This is a genomic window from Flavobacterium sp. YO12 (assembly GCF_004119495.1).
Lineage (GTDB): Bacteria > Bacteroidota > Bacteroidia > Flavobacteriales > Flavobacteriaceae > Flavobacterium.
Window position 1 is genome coordinate 1 of the sequence record NZ_NRQU01000022.1, and the last position, 15,807, is coordinate 15,807.

The 15,807-nt window shown below is 33.3% G+C and carries 16 protein-coding genes; 2 read left to right on the forward strand and 14 right to left on the reverse strand.

Going from position 1 to position 15,807, the window contains the following annotated elements; genetic code table 11:
* Window positions 1-600, forward strand: a 600-nt coding sequence (locus tag BOW55_RS09180; protein WP_129023875.1) for a DUF937 domain-containing protein, incomplete at its 5' end; no start/stop codon positions are given.
* Window positions 601-663: 63 nt separating this feature from the next.
* Here BOW55_RS09180 and BOW55_RS09185 read toward each other — a convergent pair.
* The 5 genes from BOW55_RS09185 to BOW55_RS09205 form a co-directional block, all read right to left on the reverse strand.
* Window positions 664-1,572: a pseudouridine synthase gene (locus BOW55_RS09185; RefSeq protein WP_089052477.1), complete on the reverse strand. Its 909-nt coding sequence runs from the start codon at window positions 1,570-1,572 to the stop codon at window positions 664-666.
* Between the two features lie 209 nt (window positions 1,573-1,781).
* The gene (locus tag BOW55_RS09190) at window positions 1,782-2,738 is read right to left on the reverse strand and encodes a geranylgeranylglycerol-phosphate geranylgeranyltransferase (protein WP_089052478.1); all 957 of its coding nucleotides are present in this window, start codon (window positions 2,736-2,738) and stop codon (window positions 1,782-1,784) included.
* Window positions 2,739-2,799: 61 nt separating this feature from the next.
* Window positions 2,800-3,390: a DUF502 domain-containing protein gene (locus tag BOW55_RS09195; protein ID WP_129023876.1), complete on the reverse strand. Its 591-nt coding sequence runs from the start codon at window positions 3,388-3,390 to the stop codon at window positions 2,800-2,802.
* 73 nt (window positions 3,391-3,463) lie between these two features.
* Complete coding sequence (locus BOW55_RS09200) at window positions 3,464-4,402, reverse strand: mevalonate kinase (RefSeq protein ID WP_129023877.1); 939 nt, start codon at window positions 4,400-4,402, stop codon at window positions 3,464-3,466.
* A 48-nt stretch (window positions 4,403-4,450) separates the two neighbouring features.
* Window positions 4,451-5,551: a diphosphomevalonate/mevalonate 3,5-bisphosphate decarboxylase family protein gene (locus BOW55_RS09205; protein WP_129023878.1), complete on the reverse strand. Its 1,101-nt coding sequence runs from the start codon at window positions 5,549-5,551 to the stop codon at window positions 4,451-4,453.
* Window positions 5,552-5,703: 152 nt separating this feature from the next.
* Here BOW55_RS09205 and BOW55_RS09210 point away from each other — a divergent pair, with 152 nt between their 5' ends.
* Window positions 5,704-6,180: a TspO/MBR family protein gene (locus BOW55_RS09210; protein WP_129023879.1), complete on the forward strand. Its 477-nt coding sequence runs from the start codon at window positions 5,704-5,706 to the stop codon at window positions 6,178-6,180.
* Window positions 6,181-6,213: 33 nt separating this feature from the next.
* Here BOW55_RS09210 and BOW55_RS09215 read toward each other — a convergent pair whose 3' ends face one another.
* From BOW55_RS09215 to BOW55_RS09255, 9 genes are all read right to left on the reverse strand, one after another.
* A complete protein-coding gene (locus BOW55_RS09215; RefSeq protein WP_129023880.1) occupies window positions 6,214-6,921 on the reverse strand; it encodes a hypothetical protein in 708 nt (235 codons plus the stop codon).
* An 11-nt stretch (window positions 6,922-6,932) separates the two neighbouring features.
* On the reverse strand, window positions 6,933-7,658 hold the full coding sequence (locus tag BOW55_RS09220; RefSeq protein WP_129023881.1) for a hypothetical protein: 726 nt from the start codon (window positions 7,656-7,658) through the stop codon (window positions 6,933-6,935).
* A gap of 73 nt (window positions 7,659-7,731) precedes the next feature.
* Window positions 7,732-8,409: an MBL fold metallo-hydrolase gene (locus tag BOW55_RS09225; RefSeq protein WP_129023882.1), complete on the reverse strand. Its 678-nt coding sequence runs from the start codon at window positions 8,407-8,409 to the stop codon at window positions 7,732-7,734.
* A 59-nt stretch (window positions 8,410-8,468) separates the two neighbouring features.
* Entirely contained in the window at window positions 8,469-9,041 is a 573-nt protein-coding gene (locus BOW55_RS09230) for a Crp/Fnr family transcriptional regulator (RefSeq protein ID WP_129023883.1), read from the reverse strand.
* Between the two features lie 3 nt (window positions 9,042-9,044).
* Window positions 9,045-9,692 carry an HAD family hydrolase gene (locus BOW55_RS09235; RefSeq protein WP_129023884.1) on the reverse strand — a complete coding sequence of 216 codons (648 nt, stop codon included), beginning with the start codon at window positions 9,690-9,692 and terminating at the stop codon, window positions 9,045-9,047.
* A gap of 6 nt (window positions 9,693-9,698) precedes the next feature.
* Complete coding sequence (locus BOW55_RS09240) at window positions 9,699-10,907, reverse strand: NAD(P)/FAD-dependent oxidoreductase (RefSeq protein ID WP_129023885.1); 1,209 nt, start codon at window positions 10,905-10,907, stop codon at window positions 9,699-9,701.
* Between the two features lie 195 nt (window positions 10,908-11,102).
* A complete protein-coding gene (locus BOW55_RS09245; protein ID WP_129023886.1) occupies window positions 11,103-11,780 on the reverse strand; it encodes a glycerophosphodiester phosphodiesterase family protein in 678 nt (225 codons plus the stop codon).
* A 212-nt stretch (window positions 11,781-11,992) separates the two neighbouring features.
* Window positions 11,993-13,654 (reverse strand): alpha-amylase family glycosyl hydrolase, encoded by a 1,662-nt coding sequence (locus BOW55_RS09250; RefSeq protein ID WP_129023887.1) that lies wholly within the window; start codon window positions 13,652-13,654, stop codon window positions 11,993-11,995.
* Between the two features lie 210 nt (window positions 13,655-13,864).
* The gene (locus BOW55_RS09255; RefSeq protein ID WP_129023888.1) at window positions 13,865-15,727 is read right to left on the reverse strand and encodes a glycoside hydrolase family 13 protein; all 1,863 of its coding nucleotides are present in this window, start codon (window positions 15,725-15,727) and stop codon (window positions 13,865-13,867) included.
* Between the last annotated feature and the right edge of the window lie 80 nt (window positions 15,728-15,807).

Sequence of the window (15,807 nt, forward strand, 5' to 3'; positions counted from 1 at the left end):
ACCCCAAACCTACAAATTGAACTTAGACGTTTTATTTCTTCTAATGTTGTTTCAAAGCTTAACAAATTTTATTTTGAAAATGATGCACTTTTAATAAAAGGAATTGATGTTTCAATAGGTACAGTTTTAATGGGGCTGTACAATAAAGCCGAAGAATCTGGTTTTTATAAAGATATTGTATCGCTTATTGAAGATGATTCGACTTTTTATCAAGAAGTAGATTTTAATTCAGGGAGAATATTATCAGTAGATGACTGTTACCGTATAGAAGGAAATGTTTTGTTGAAAGAAATTTTTACGAATAAAAAGGGAAGAATTTCTGAAATGATATCGAATGAAGTTGGTATTAAAAGCGAAACAGCCCGAGAAATTCTTAATTTTTCAGCTCTTTTAGTTATCTCGTATCTTAAAAATAATCTGCAATTACTGGATAGTTTAAAATTACTATTAGAAGAACAAAAAAGAGATATCTTAAACAGTATTCAGCCGGGAATAAAAATAATTCTAGGATTTTCATGTTATGAAAACGTTGAAGATAAAAACCAAAATATTGGAAGATCTATTTTTACACTTTTTGGGCATAACTTTTTTGCATTCTAAAAAAAAATCCCGTCTTACAAAGTAAAACAGGATTTGATATTTTTAAACCATTTTGAAAATGTATTAAGCATTTTTCAAATTGATAACTTCTTGGTCTGTTAAGAAACGCCAGTTTCCTCTTGGCAGATTCTTTTTAGTTAAACCGGCAAAAGATACGCGGTCTATACGAAGCACATCATAATCAAAATGTTCAAAAATGGCACGAACCACTTTTACATTTGATGAGCGTAATTTAAGACCCACTTCGCTTTTTGCTTCTTTTTCGATGTAGCTTATTTCTTCAACAAAAACACGGTGTCCGTCAAGAACTAAACCTTTGCTGATTTTTTCTAAATCTTCAAATTTTAGATTTTTATCTAAAGAAACCTGATAGATTTTTGACGATTTCTGACTTGGTAAAGTAAATTTACGAATCATATCAGTATCGTTTGTAAACAACAGTAATCCTGTTGTGTTTTTGTCCATTCTTCCTACCGGTGCAATTTTTGCAGTTGTAGAACCACGAACAAGTTCTAGAACGTTACGATATTCTTGTCCTTCGTCAAGCGCAGTTGTAAAGTTTTTAGGTTTATTCAATAAAATGTATTCCTTCTTTTCAGGAGTCAAAGTAACACCGTCAAAGTTTACAACATCATTTAATTTTACTAAATAACCCATTTCTGTAACTGGAACGCCGTTTACTTTAACGTTTCCAGACTGAATATATATATCAGCATCACGACGAGAGCAAACTCCTGAGTTTGAGATATATTTATTCAAACGAATCTCATCAGAAGCTTTCTGTCTTTTTGGTGCCTGATTTTGTTTCTTAATTTTTTGCTCCGCAGCTTCTTGTGCCGCTTTAACTTCAGGCTTCACTTTTTTCGGCCCTTGAGCACGTTTCGCCATAGGAGGTTTTGGCTTGCTAGAGTTTGATCTTGAGCTGTTTGGTCTAGATCCGCCTCTTTTATTATTGCCTTCCTTATTGTTCATAAATTCTGTAATTTGTGCAAAGATAGTTTTTTCTGCCCAATTAATCTTAAGTTCTATGTTCTTAGATTAATAGCAATAAAATTTTAGTTGATTTAAAGCATAATAAGCAGCTTTTTTTAGCTAAAATTTTCTGTTTTCCGCTCTGCATATTTTATTTTTTGAATTGGAAAATAAATAGATTTCCATTTTAAACCTGTTTGAACCAACTTTTAGTAATTAGAGATCAATTCACGTCCGTGCCACAAAACACTTGGATTGATCAAGACGATGCAAAAAACTCCCGAAACGATCAAGAATTTTAAAACATTATGCAGCAGTAAAAATTGTTCCTTAGAATTTGATTTCCACAGATAAAGCAGGAAAAACAATAAAACAATAAAACAGGTGTAAAAGTAAATATCCATATAGCCAACATCATAAATATTGACTAGAATATAAACCGGAATTACCGTTAAAAACGTCAAAATGGTAATGATCTGTTTAGATACTTTTTCGTTATAAATAATCGGAATTGTGTGGTAATTGTTAGCTAAATCTCCTTTTAGATTTTCTAAGTCTTTTATCATTTCTCTAATCAAAAGCAGTAAAAATAAGAACATTGCGTGCGCCGAAATTACCGCAAAATGACTTCTGTGATTTTCAATTTCTTCAAATGAAATCGAATTGTAGAAATACAATAAAATGGCAAAAAAAGGAATAACAGCCATAAATGCAGCAGTTAAATTGCCTATAATGGGGTATCTTTTTATTTTATGAGAGTAAAACCAGATTATAAAAATATAAGCAGAAAAGAATAAAAAAGCACGCCAAGAAACTATAAAAGCCATTAAGGCAGCTAAAAAATTTAAACTAAAATAGACTGATAATTTGGTTTTTTGACTAACCAATCGATCCAGCATTGATTTGTTGGGTCTGTTTATTAAGTCTTTTTGACTGTCGTAAAAATTATTAATAATATAACCTGAGGCGATTGTTACGGCAGATGCAAAGACTATTAGGAATAAATTGAAATCAAGCAGAATGTCGAGTGCTCTTTTTTCTGGTGCTAAAATAAAAATTGCTGATAAATACTGTGCCAGAATAATAATTGGAATGTTGTAACCGCGAACGACAGAGAACAAACTTACAATTTTCATTAATAAAAGTTTGTGTTGTCTGCTTAACATGAGTTATGAGGGGATTGATTAGATTTAGGGGAAGTTAAAAGTTATTTTTTGATTCTGAAATTTAGAGTTTGTTTTTTAACAATTCTTTAGAGCCATAACCTAATTTTCGAATGCAGGCTAGCGCTTGTTTTTGTGTAATTTGAATGTCTGTAATATCTTTTTTTTCAACAAAAACTACTGATCCGCTCCACGGATTTGGTGCATCTGGAATAAAAACTGTAAATTGATTTTCATTTATCTGCTCTATTAAAAAAGCAAATTGCAAACCAGCATCGGTAGGAACTAAAATTACTTTTAAGTCTTCATTAGATTCAAATCCTAAAATATTTTCATTCATGCTTTTCATAAATGAATAACCTGGAACGAAGCTCAAAATACCATCTTCTAATTTCTGAATCAGCTTTTTAGCATTTGCCGTTTTTGCCAATACTCCAGCAATAAAACAAATAAGAATTATAATCAGTATTCCAATAAGCTCTTGAATGGCAATTCCTAAAACATTTACTCTTGGTAAGTTGTTTACAAGCGGAAGTGTGGTTTTTTGAATAATACCATATCCTTTTTCTAATACAATAAGTAATACAACTAAAGGCACTAAAAATAGAATTCCTCCTAAAAAAGTTGCTTTGATAATTTTTAAAATACTTTTCATATTCAGTAACTTTTTTAGGATTAAATATTAGGAAAGTGTATTCAAATAATTATGCTTTTTAAGAAAATTAAACTTAAAATTGGTAAACTACTTCTAGCTTATAATCTTTTAAAGATGCTTTTGCACGTTCTAAATCTTCAGTAAAACCAAGAATATAGCCTCCGCCGCCAGAACCACAAAGTTTTAAGTAGTAATCGTTTGTGTCAATTCCGTTTTGCCAAATTCCGTGAAACTGCTCAGGAATCATTGGTTTAAAGTTATTTAAAACCACTTTAGAAAGCTTTTTAGTATTGGTAAACAATGATTTCATGTCTCCATGTAAAAAGTTTTCTACGCAAGCATCGGTATATTTTACAAATTGGTTTTTAAGCATCGCACGGAAACCTTTGTCTTTTAAGTTTTCCATAAAAATGCTTACCATTGGAGCAGTTTCACCAACAATTCCAGAGTCTAATAAAAACACTGCGCCTTTTCCGTCAAAACTTTGAGTTGGAATTCCCGTTGCTTCAATATTATCTTTAGAATTAATTAAAATCGGAATGCTCAAATAACTGTTTAATGGATCTAAACCAGAACTTTTTCCGTGGAAAAAACTCTCCATTTGAGAAAATATGTTTTTTAACTGCAATAGCTTTTCGCGAGTTAAATTCTCTAAAACGGTGATTTTGTTTGTAGCATATTTATCATAAATAGCCGCTACTAGTGCGCCGCTGCTTCCAACACCATAACCTTGCGGAATACTAGAATCGAAGTACATTCCAGTTTCGACATCATTTTTTAAAGTGTCTAAATCAAAAGTAACTAATTCAGGCTGCTGTACATGCAAAACTTCAAGGTAAGAGGCAAAGCTTTTTAAACTTCTGTTTGATGCAATAGCTTCAGCCGAAGGTTCTTCAGACTTTTTTAATGCACCGTTGTAAAAGTTATAAGGAATAGAAAGTCCTTTAGAGTCGCGGATAATTCCGTATTCTCCAAAGAGTAATATTTTTGAGTAAAATAAGGGTCCTTTCATGATTTATTTTATGTCTTTCTTAAAAAATTCAACTAAAGATACGGAAAATTATAATGCAATAGTTCCCTCTCCAATTTTGTCGCAAATGTACTGACGATTCTGACAAAATACAACTAATTCGTCCTGAATAAATTGTAATACTTTTTCGGTAACGTTTTCGGGATAAAGCACATGCACATTTGCTCCCGCATCAAGTGTAAAACAAACTGGAATCTGAGTTTCGTTTCTGAATTTCCAAATTGCATTTATGATTTGCAGCGTATTTGGTTTCATCAAGATAAAATACGGCATCGATGTCATCATCATGGCGTGTAAAGTCAAAGCTTCACTTTCGACGACTTTAATGAATTCGTCTAAATTTCCACTTTCAAAAATTGAAATTAACTGATCTAAGTTTTCATGAGCTTGAGCAAAACGTCTTTCAGCATAAGGATGATTGTGCATTAAATCATGACCCACTGTGCTTGAAACTTGTTTTTCGCCTTTATCGACTAATAAAATTGTGTCTTGGTAATTCTTGAAATTCTCATGAATTGTGTACGGAAATTCAACTCCAAATAAATCAGAGCTTCCTTCAATATTGGCTTGATTTCCCCAAACAACTACTTTTCCTTTTACACTTCGGCACGCACTTCCTGATCCTAAACGAGCCAAAAATGAAGCTTTTTGATAAAAATAATCATCTGTCATTTCAGGGTTTAGTAATTTTTCTAAACTCATAAAATTCATTGCCAGTGCTGCCATTCCTGATGCCGAAGAGGCAATTCCAGAACTGTGCGGAAATGTATTTTGGGTATCAATCGTAAAATGATAGTCTTTCAAAAATGGCAGGTAAACTTCAACTCTTTCTAGAAATTTCTGAATTTTTGGTTTGAAATCTTCTTTTGGTTTTCCTTCAAAAAGTAAATCAAAAGAAAAACTATTTGTCTCGCTGAGAGGAGTCGAAGCGTCTTTTTTCGAAAAAGCCAATTTGGTAATTGTTTTGCAATTATTCAAAGTAAAACTAACCGAAGGATTTGCCGGAATCTGATTGTCTTTTTTTCCCCAATATTTTACTAATGCAATATTGCTGGGAGCGCTCCACTCAAAGTTTCCGTTTTCGATTGTTGAAGTATATATATATGGAATAAAATCAGCTGCTGTAAACATGAATTATAAAATTTTGGCAAAGATAGTTTTTAAATTTTTTCACCATATAAGTAATATAAGAAAATATAAATCGGCTTTGCTAAAATGAACTTATATTACTTATATGGTTTAAACTTTTCTTTTGACTATTTTTGAATACAAAATTTAATGAAATGAATAAATACGTAAAAATTGCAATAGCTTTATTGGTTTGTTTAGCAGTGGGATATTCTGCCAGTACAGTAACTAGACCGAGTGTTGAAAGCTGGTATCCAACAATTGTAAAACCAGTTTTTAATCCGCCAAATTGGATTTTCATGCCTGTTTGGACTTTACTTTATATTTTTATGGCAATTGCAGCGGGATTAGTTTGGGATAAAATAAAGGAACAAACCGAAAAGGTAAAAACAGCACTTCTTTTCTTTTTGATTCAATTAACGCTTAATGCGATTTGGTCGTATTTATTCTTCGGATTAAAAAATCCGCTTTTGGCTTTAATCGAAATTGTTCTTTTATGGCTGATGATTTACGAAACGTATTTAAAATTTACTAAAATCAATAAAATTTCGGGTTATTTATTAATTCCTTATCTGGCTTGGGTTGGATTTGCAACGATTTTGAATGCTAGTATTTGGTGGCTGAATAAATAATTTTTTTGTTTCAAGTTTATTAAATGATTCAACTTACTCAAGTTTCTTAAATTCTTCATTTTTAGTGTAAAGAAAATCCATAACAGCTAAAACATTTGGATTTTCCAGAAGCGTTTTCGATTTCGGATCTGAGTCGCAAAAATCAATAAAAAGCTCTTTTTCTTGAGGTTTTATTTTTAAATTTTTTATAAAGAAATCTGAAGGACAAACAGCGACAACTAGTTTCTTAAAACGGTCGTCGGCAACTTCAATTGTTTTTTTCTGCTTACCTTTTAAAGGGAATGAAACTCGAAGCGCTTCTCTAATTGAATTATCACTAACTCCTGTATTCCAGAATAAATCTTTGGCATTTTTACTAATTAATACATCTGCAACATCATCAGCACTAATCTTAACTTTATCAAATTCGACCTTATTTATTACAACTTCATTCAATTCTTCAGGTTTCAGAATCATGTTAACGAGGAGATTGTTGCTCTCAATATCTTTGGTGGTGATTTTTAATCTAGTAAAGAAGTAATCTTTTGAATAGAAAATTAAACTGTCTTTCATTTTTACCAAAATCGAGAATTCTCCTAATTCATTTGTTCTTGTACTAGTTTGTGTTGTTTTATTAATGACTTCAACATCTTTCAGAGTTAGATTTTGAGAAAGCACTTTTCCGTGAAGTAGTTTTTCGGTTTGTGAAATACTAAGCTGATACGTGAAAAAAGAAATTGTGGTAAGTAATTTTAGTTTCATTTAAAGAATTTTTAGTTTTTAATTTCTGAATTTAACTTTTTAAACTCTTCATTTTTAGCATTCAAAAATTCTATAGTAGATAAGATATTTGGATTTGCTGAAATCACTTTAGATTTTGGATCGGCGTCGCAGAAATCAATGAATAAGTTTTTTTCTTCTGGCTTTATTTGTAAAGTTTTAGTAAAAAAATCTGTTGAACAAGTTGCTTTTATGAGCTTTTTGAAAGGAGTTTCTGAATCTTCTCTTTTTACCTTTTTCTTACCGCCGAGCGGAAATGAAGCTTGTGCTCCATTTGTGATTGAACCATCTTTATAGCCTGTAATAAATCGTGTTAAATTCTTACTCCTTTTATCTACATCTATAGCTGCAATGGCTTCTGGATCTAATGGTATTGGATCAAATTTGACCGATGTAATGGTGACTTCCTCAAGTTCTTCGGGCTTAATGACCATTTTAACGACAAGATTATTCGTTTGGATGTCTTTGGATGTAAGCTTCAATCTCGTAAAGAGATAATCTTTAGAGAAGAATAGTAAGCTGTCTTTTGCTTTTACTAGAATCGAGAATTCTCCACGTTCATTTGTTCTTGTGCTAGTTTGAGCTGTTTTATTTATTACTTCAACTTTATTGAGAGGTGAATTATTAGAAATAACTTTTCCGTGAAGGAGTTTTTCGGTTTGGGAAATAGAAATTTGATACGTGAAAAAAGAAATTGTGGTAAGTAATTTTACTCTCATATAGAATTAATTAGTTGAGAGTAAAATTATTAGAATAGTCTTAACGAAAACTTGTGAAATCTGTAAATTCTTGTTAATAATGTGGTTTAAGTTTTCGAACGAAACTTTCTAACTCTCCATTGTTTTTTAAAATAGGACCATGTCCAAAACAAAGTATTTTAGGTTTTAAAGCGGCTAATTTTAAGGCGGATTTTCTATTCGTTTCTTTATCAGAGGTAAATAACTGCGGCGGTTCGTGTAAGCCGACTTTTGTTGTCAAAAGGTTCATATTTGTCATTACATCACCCACAATTAAAACGCCATCATTTTCTCTAAAAAAGGATAAATGTCCGCTGGAATGCCCTGGAGTTTCAATAACTGTGAATCCGCCAATTTTATCGCCTTCTTTTAAAGTTTCATAAACGTGATGCCCTTTTCCTGCCCAGAATTGTTTTTGAAATTTCGGAATAAAATGATTCGGATTTGGATATTCGAAAATTACATTTCCATTTTCTGCAGCAGTCTTTTCAGGTTTACTGCATAAAAGAGGAATATTTAGCGTTTCGCAGATTACTTTACTGCTTCCCTGATGATCTGCATGTGCGTGAGTCAAGGCGTGTTTGGTTATCGTTTTATCTTTTAGAGCTTTTAGAATTATGTTGGCAGAACTTCGAATTCCGGCATCAATCAAAACATCTTCAATTATATAACAATTGATAGCATTTCGAGGAAACAATGGAATTTGGTAAACGTCTTTGGCAATATTTTTCATTTCTTGAATTTTATATTGACAAAGATTTGAATTTGGTTTCTTAATCTACTTGATAAATGTTAAGAAATACTTTGGCGAATTCTACTCAAAGATTCTGGCGTAATTCCAAGAAAGGAAGCTATATAAATCAATGGAGTGCGCTGGATTATTTTGGCTGGAGCCGAAGCTAAAAAAGTCTGGTATTTTTCTTTTGCCGGAATCATTTGGAGTTTTAGAACACGATCAGCCATACACAAGTAATTTTGTTCTGCTAAAATTCTTCCGACACGTTCCCAATTTGGAATTTCGTGATACAGAAACTGCATTTTTTCGAAAGTGATCGAAAGTACTTCGCAATCTTCTATACATTGAATATTCTCAAAAGAAACAGATTGATTAATGAAACTGGAATACGAAGCGATAAAACCTTCATCGCAGCTTAAATAAGTTGTGATTTCTTTTCCATCTTTCAGATAATAAACTCGTGCTAAACCTTCAACAATAAAGAAAATCTTATTGCTGATTTTTCCCATTGACGAAAGATATTCTTTAGCATTAAAACTTTCATATTCAAAACAAGAATCGATCTTTTCGATTTCATTTTCAGAAAACGAAGCGATTGATAGTATTTGTTTTTGTAATTCAGCATTCATGATTTATAATATCTCGATTAATTCCGAAGCATTATTAATAACCAATTTTGCGCCGCTGGTTTTCAATTCTTCTTCGGTTCTGTAACCCCACGAAACACCAACAGGAAACATATTAGCATTTACTGCCGTTTGCATATCAATATCTGAGTCTCCTACAAACAGAATTTCTTCAGGTTTTAAATTCCAGTTTTTGCTTATTTCTACAGCCTCAAACGGATTCGGTTTTTTAAGTTCTTCGGTGCTTAAACCAACTGCGGTATCAAAATAATTTGGAAATATTTCAGAGGCTATTTTCTTTGTCAATTCATCAGCTTTGTTGGAGAAAACTGCCATTTTGATGTTTTGCGAAGTCAGATTTTCTAATAGTTCGACAATGCCTTCGTATGGTTTTGTTTTCAATGTGCAGATTTCACGATATTCGTTAATCATGCATTCAAAACAAATTTCAATCTGATCGTCAGAATTGTTTGTTGAAGGAAGTGCTTTACTAACAAGATTTCGTAAACCGCTTCCGATAAAATATTGATAGGTATCGTAAGTGTGTGTTGGGTAATTTAGACTTTCAAGGACGGTATTCATTGCATCTGAAATATCGTGCAGTGAATCGACTAGTGTTCCGTCTAAATCAAAAATAATTCCTTTAAATTTCATTTTGTATTAAATATTTTGAGCCAGAATAAACCCGCTTGTCCAGGCGTTCTGAAAATTAAATCCGCCTGTAATAGCGTCGATATTTACAATTTCACCAGCAAAATAAAGGTTTTCGTGAATTTTGCTTTCCATTGTTTTAAAGTTGATTTCCTTTAAATCGATTCCGCCAGCTGTTACAAATTCTTCTTTAAAGGTACTTTTTCCGTTGACTTTAAATTCGGCTTTTGTTAATTGTGAAGTTAGATTCTGCAATTGAATTTTAGATAAATCGGCCCATTTCGTCTCAGAATCAATTCCCGAAGCCAAAACCAAACTTTCCCATAAACGATTCGGAAAGTCAAAAGGAGATTTTTTTGAAACCGCTTTTTTAGCGTTTTCCTGTTTCAAGTCTTTTAGGATCTTTTCTGCATCTTCTGTATCAAGATCATTTAACCAATTGACGAAAATGGTAAATTGATAATTTTTGTCGTGCAGAATGCGTGCGCCCCAAGCAGAAAGTTTTAAAATCGCTGGACCGCTCATTCCCCAATGTGTGATTAACAAAGGCCCTGTTGATTCCAGTTTAGTATCTTTTACGTATACGGTAACTTGTGCGGCAACGCCTGGTAATTCTTTAATTCTAGAATCTTTGATATTAAAAGTAAATAGGGAAGGAACTGGGCTTACAATAGCGTGTCCTTGCTCCTGAAGCATTTCCCATATTTTTGGGTTGCTTCCTGTTGCCATGACTAATTTTTCGGCAGCGAAATTGTCAGTTTGTGTATCGATTTTCCAGTGATTTTCTTTTTTAAAAATCGATTGAACACTTTGTCCAGTCAGCACTTTTATACCTAGTTTTTCGGTTGCTTTTAGGAAACAATCTATTATGGTTTGTGATGAATTAGAAACAGGAAACATTCTGCCGTCTTCTTCTATTTTTAATTCTACGCCATGTTTTTCGAACCATTCGATCGTATCACCTGAACAAAATTGATGAAAAGGCCCGCGAAGTTCTTTTTCTCCTCTTGGATAAAATTTAACCAATTCGTTGGGCTCAAAACAAGCGTGCGTAACGTTGCATCGTCCGCCGCCAGAAACGCGGACTTTAGAAAGAACTTCTTTTCCTCTTTCTAAAATGGCAATTTTTAGTTTCGGATTTTTCTCTGCAATATTAATCGCAGTAAAAAAACCTGCAGCGCCTCCGCCAACGATGATTATGTCGAAATTTTTGATCATATTTTTTTGGTTGCCACGAATTTCTCGAATTGGCACTAATTTTTCTTTTCGCCACGAATTTGCTTTGCCTATTCGCTATCGCCCGAGTCACAAATCTCGACGAATTATTTTATCCTATTTAAATTTGTGAAAATTTGTGTAATTCGTGGCAAACAAATCTGTGCTAATCCTTCAATCTGTGGCTATTTTTTACGTTTATATTTTGTCTGGATTATCAGAGATAATTCCGTTTATGTTATAACTTTTCATTTCTTGAATGTCTTTTTCTGTGTTTACAGTCCAAGGAAAAACTAAGAATCCTTTTTCTTGAATTTCCTGTACATTTTCTGTGTTTAATAGCTGAAAATCAGGATTAATAGCTTTTGCTTTGATTTTTTCGGCGAAAGCCAAAGCTGTCTCAAGATTTTCTTCTGTTAAAACACCAATTTGGATATTTGGATTTAGGTTTGAAGTTTCCTGCAGCATATTCCAATCAAAACTTGAAACGATGAAATTATTGTAATTCCAGTTTTTTTCTGAAATGTATTCCTCAATTAATGCAACAACTTTAGGTGCAGTTCCTAACCCTTTTAATTCGATATTGATCAGACATTTTTTGTCGACCAAATCAAAAACTTCATTTAAAGTTGGGATTTGATATTTCCCATCAATCAGAAATGATTTTAATTCAGCTAAAGAATAATTATTAACTAAACCTTTTCCGTTAGTGGTTCTGTCAATGGTTTCGTCATGAATTACTATAATATGTCCGTCAGCGCTTACATGAACATCAAGTTCAATTCCGTCTGAATTTAAGTCTAAGGCTTTTTGGAAAGCTTGTAAAGTATTTTCAGGTTCGTAGGCTTTGGCGCCTCGATGTGCGATCTTGAGCATCTGTTGTGAGTTTAAGCGCAAAGGTCGCAAAGTTTTACGCAAAGGTCGCAAGGATTATAAAAAAAGTTAGCCACAGATTATTAGGATTAAAATGATTTTTTTTTCGCCACGACTCGTGCGATAGCGAACTGGCGTAGCAATTCCACGAATTTTCACAAATTTAAATATGATAAAATAATTTGTGAAAATTCGTGGCAGATTAATCTTTGCGATTAAATTAATTCTAGTAAAACAATATCAAAATCATTGTCGATAATGACTTTTCCGTCAATTACTTCAACTTCTTTATTTGAGTAAGTATCTCTTAATTTAGTTCCATTTGGGAAGATATCGCCAATAGGAAGTTCTTTTCGGCCTTTTGGTAGATCAACGCCTATAATTACTTTATCTGTAAAAGCACCTTTTGTAAAAATTCTGGAGAAAGTATAAGGATAGGGATTAATCAGTTTGTGAACGCCTGCACCAACAGCAGGATGGTTTCGTCTAAACTGTCCTAATTTTTGCCAATGCAAAAGTGTTTTTTGTGTTTCGGGATTGTTTTGAATATCATCCCAATTCATGTTTGAACGTAAAGTTGCGTCGCCTTGAGTTCCTTCAATAACTAAAGATCTTGCCGATTCGTCTCCATAATAAACTTGAGACATTCCTGGTGAGAGTAATAATTTAGTTCCTGCTTCGATGCTTTTTGTTCGGTTCGCATCAAAAGGTTGTCCGTCGTCGTGAGAAGACATATAATTAAGGACAGAATATCCTTTTAAGTTATTGTTTAAAGCATTGGAATATTTCGAAAATAAACCTTCATAATCGTTTTGGGCTGCATTCCATTTGAACTCAAAGTTGATCATGCTGTTGAAACCATTCTGAAAATAATTAACTTTTCGATCTCCAAAATCATAATCCTGCCCGCCGCTTATTCCGTAACCGTAAACTTCAGCGATTGTATAAAACGGATTTTGATCTAAAACTTCTTTTGGATGGTTTTTCTTCCATGTTTCGAATGCATAATCACATTCTTTTTTAAAATCCGCCCAGACATTTTCATCTGTATGTTTTACTGTATCTCCACGATAGCCGTCAACTCCAAATTCTAGAATGTAATCGGTAAGCCATTTTATAATGTAATATTTTGGTGTTTTTGGATAACCTGTTCTTTTAAAGAATTCATTTAATGATGTAATTTCTTTTTCGTAACGGCCTTCTTTTTTCCATTTTTCGATTAATAAAGGAGGCAATTCAACTTCCTGTACACTTTCAGTTCTTACATCTGGAAGATTGTCCACCAAAGTACACATGGTTGTGTTTTCGAACGATTTGTAATCGCAGACAACGCCTGTTCTTACCCAATCAGACGGCCAAACAGGATCTTCTGGAGTTACCGGTCCCGTGTGATTAATTACTCCGTCAAGAATGATTCTGATGCCTTTTTCGTGTGCTTTTTTTACCAGTTTAGCCAAGTCTTCTTTGGTTCCGAAGTTTGGATCGAGAGCTGTCCAATCTTTTGCCCAATAGCCATGATAGCCGTAACTAAGACCCGTTCCTTCATCAACGCCATCGTGGATTTGTTCAACAATCGGCGTAAGCCAAATGGCATTTATTCCTAGTTTTTCAAAATATCCTGATTCGATTTTTTTGGTAATTCCGATGATATCACCGCCTTCAAATCCACGTAATTTTCCGGGAGTTTTGGTTCGGTTAAAATTGACGTCGTTGGAAGTATCTCCGTTGTAAAAACGATCTGTAAGTAAAAAATAAACATTTGCTCCTTCCCAAACGAAAGGTGTTTTCGAAGTATTATTCATTGTAACTGATTTTGAGCCAGAACAACTCATTGTTAAGTATACTAAAGATAAAAAAAGGAAAGTATATTTTTTCATTATTTGGGAAATTTTAAACATGTTGAAAAAAATAGCCACAGATTAAAAAGATTTAAAGGATTTTTTTCTTTTGCCACGAATTTCGCGAATTCCACTAATTCAAATATGATAAATAAATTCGTGGAAATTCGTGTAATTTGTGGCAGACAAAATCTGTGTTAATCTGTGTAATCTGTGGCTAAAAACCTTTGCGGACTTTGCGGTTAAGCGTTATTCCAATTCTAAAACCAAAGCTGATTTTGGTTCTAAATTAATTTCAGAAGCTAAATCGAATGTTTTTCCTGTGATAACATCTTTTCCAGATTTAAAGTTTTTGATGCTTTCTTTAAAACGGTTTGTTTTTACAATCTGTTCTTTTGCATTGTTATTGAAAACTACCATTACGGTTTTAGCATCAGTATATCTGAAATATACATACGTATTGTTTTCTGGAATATAATGTGTCATTTTTCCGAAATGAACTGCTTCGTTTGTTTTTCTCCAGTTGAATAATTTCGAACTGAAATCAAAATAAGCTGCCTGTTCTGGAGTTCTTCCTTCTTTTGTAAAAGCATTGTTTTTGTCGCCAGCCCATCCGCCTGGGAAATCTTGACGAATATCGGCATCTCCGCCCTTGCCTTTATCTCCGCCCATTCCGATTTCTGAACCGTAATAGATTTGCGGAATTCCACGAACAGTAGCCAATAATGTCATCGTCAATTTGTATTTTGGTAAATCATATTTAAAATTATGATTTAAACGGTCTGTGTCATGATTTTCGGCAAAAACCAAAAGATTATTCGTATTTGGATATAGAAAATCCATTGCAAAATTGTTGTAGAATTTAATCAATCCGCTGTCCCAGTTTGGGGTGTCTTCATTGAAAGCAGAAGCAATCTGACTTTGAAGCGTAAAGTCCATTACACTTGGAAGATTTGAATTATAGTTTTCAATAGCACCAATTTTACTGTCTTTCTGCCAAAAAGCTAAATTCGCCTGATTGTGCATCCAGATTTCGCCTACAATATTGAAATTCGGATATTCATCTGTAATGGCTTTCGCCCAATTAGCCATCGCAGTTTTATCTGAATAATTATAAGTGTCTACTCTAAATCCGTCCAGATTTGCAAATTCGATCCACCAAATAGCGTTTTGAGTTAAGTATTTTGCAACCAAAGGATTTCTAAGATTCAAGTCTGGCATTGAAGGAACGAACCATCCATCAACACAAACTTCCTGATCTATTTTTGAAGCATGAATATCTGTAATTACTTCGCGTCTGTGATGTGTTTGTGTGAAAGTTTCGAATTGGTTGAACCAAGTTTTAGTTGGAATATCTTTCATCATCCAATGCGTAATTCCCCAGTGATTCGTCACATAATCCATAACCAGTTTCATGTTCTTTTTGTGCATTTCTGCAGAAAGACGAGCGTAATCATCATTCGTTCCGTATCGCGGATCAATTTTGTAAACATCAGATTGCCCGTACGTATGATACGAATGCTGTTTGTCGTTGTCTTCGCATAAAGGCGTGCTCCAAATTGTAGTCGCGCCAAGAGAAGAGATATAATCTAAGTTTTTGATAATTCCTTCTATGTCTCCACCGTGGCGTCCGCTTGGATCTTGACGATTTCCTTTTTCAGTTAAAGAAGCGTCGCTGTCATTTTTCGGATTTCCGTTTGCAAAACGATCCGGCATGATTAAGTAAATCAAATCAGAGGCATCGTAACTTTTTCTTTCGGCAGAATTTGCTCTTCTTTCTTTCAGAACATATTTTTGTTTAAAGGCAATCTTATTATTGTTTTTGAATGAGAAAATCAATTCAGAAGCTTTTACATCTTTTGTGTCAATTGTTACGAAAAGATAATTCGGGTTTTCTGTTTTTTCTACATTTTTAATCGCCACATTATTGGAAACTGAAGCTTCGTATTGCGAAATATTTTTTCCATAGAACATAATCTGCAGTTCCGAATTTTTCATTCCTGCGTACCAAAATGGCGGTTCTACTTTTTGGATTTGCGCTTTCGCGGAAGCGGAAAACAACAAAACCATTAAAACTAATTTATAGATGAATGATGTTTTTTGGTTTTTCATAGTCATAATAATTATTCTAATTGTCAGTCCAAGCGTCCCGAAGCTTCGGGAGAGAACCTATGTGGCATCTCGACTTCGCT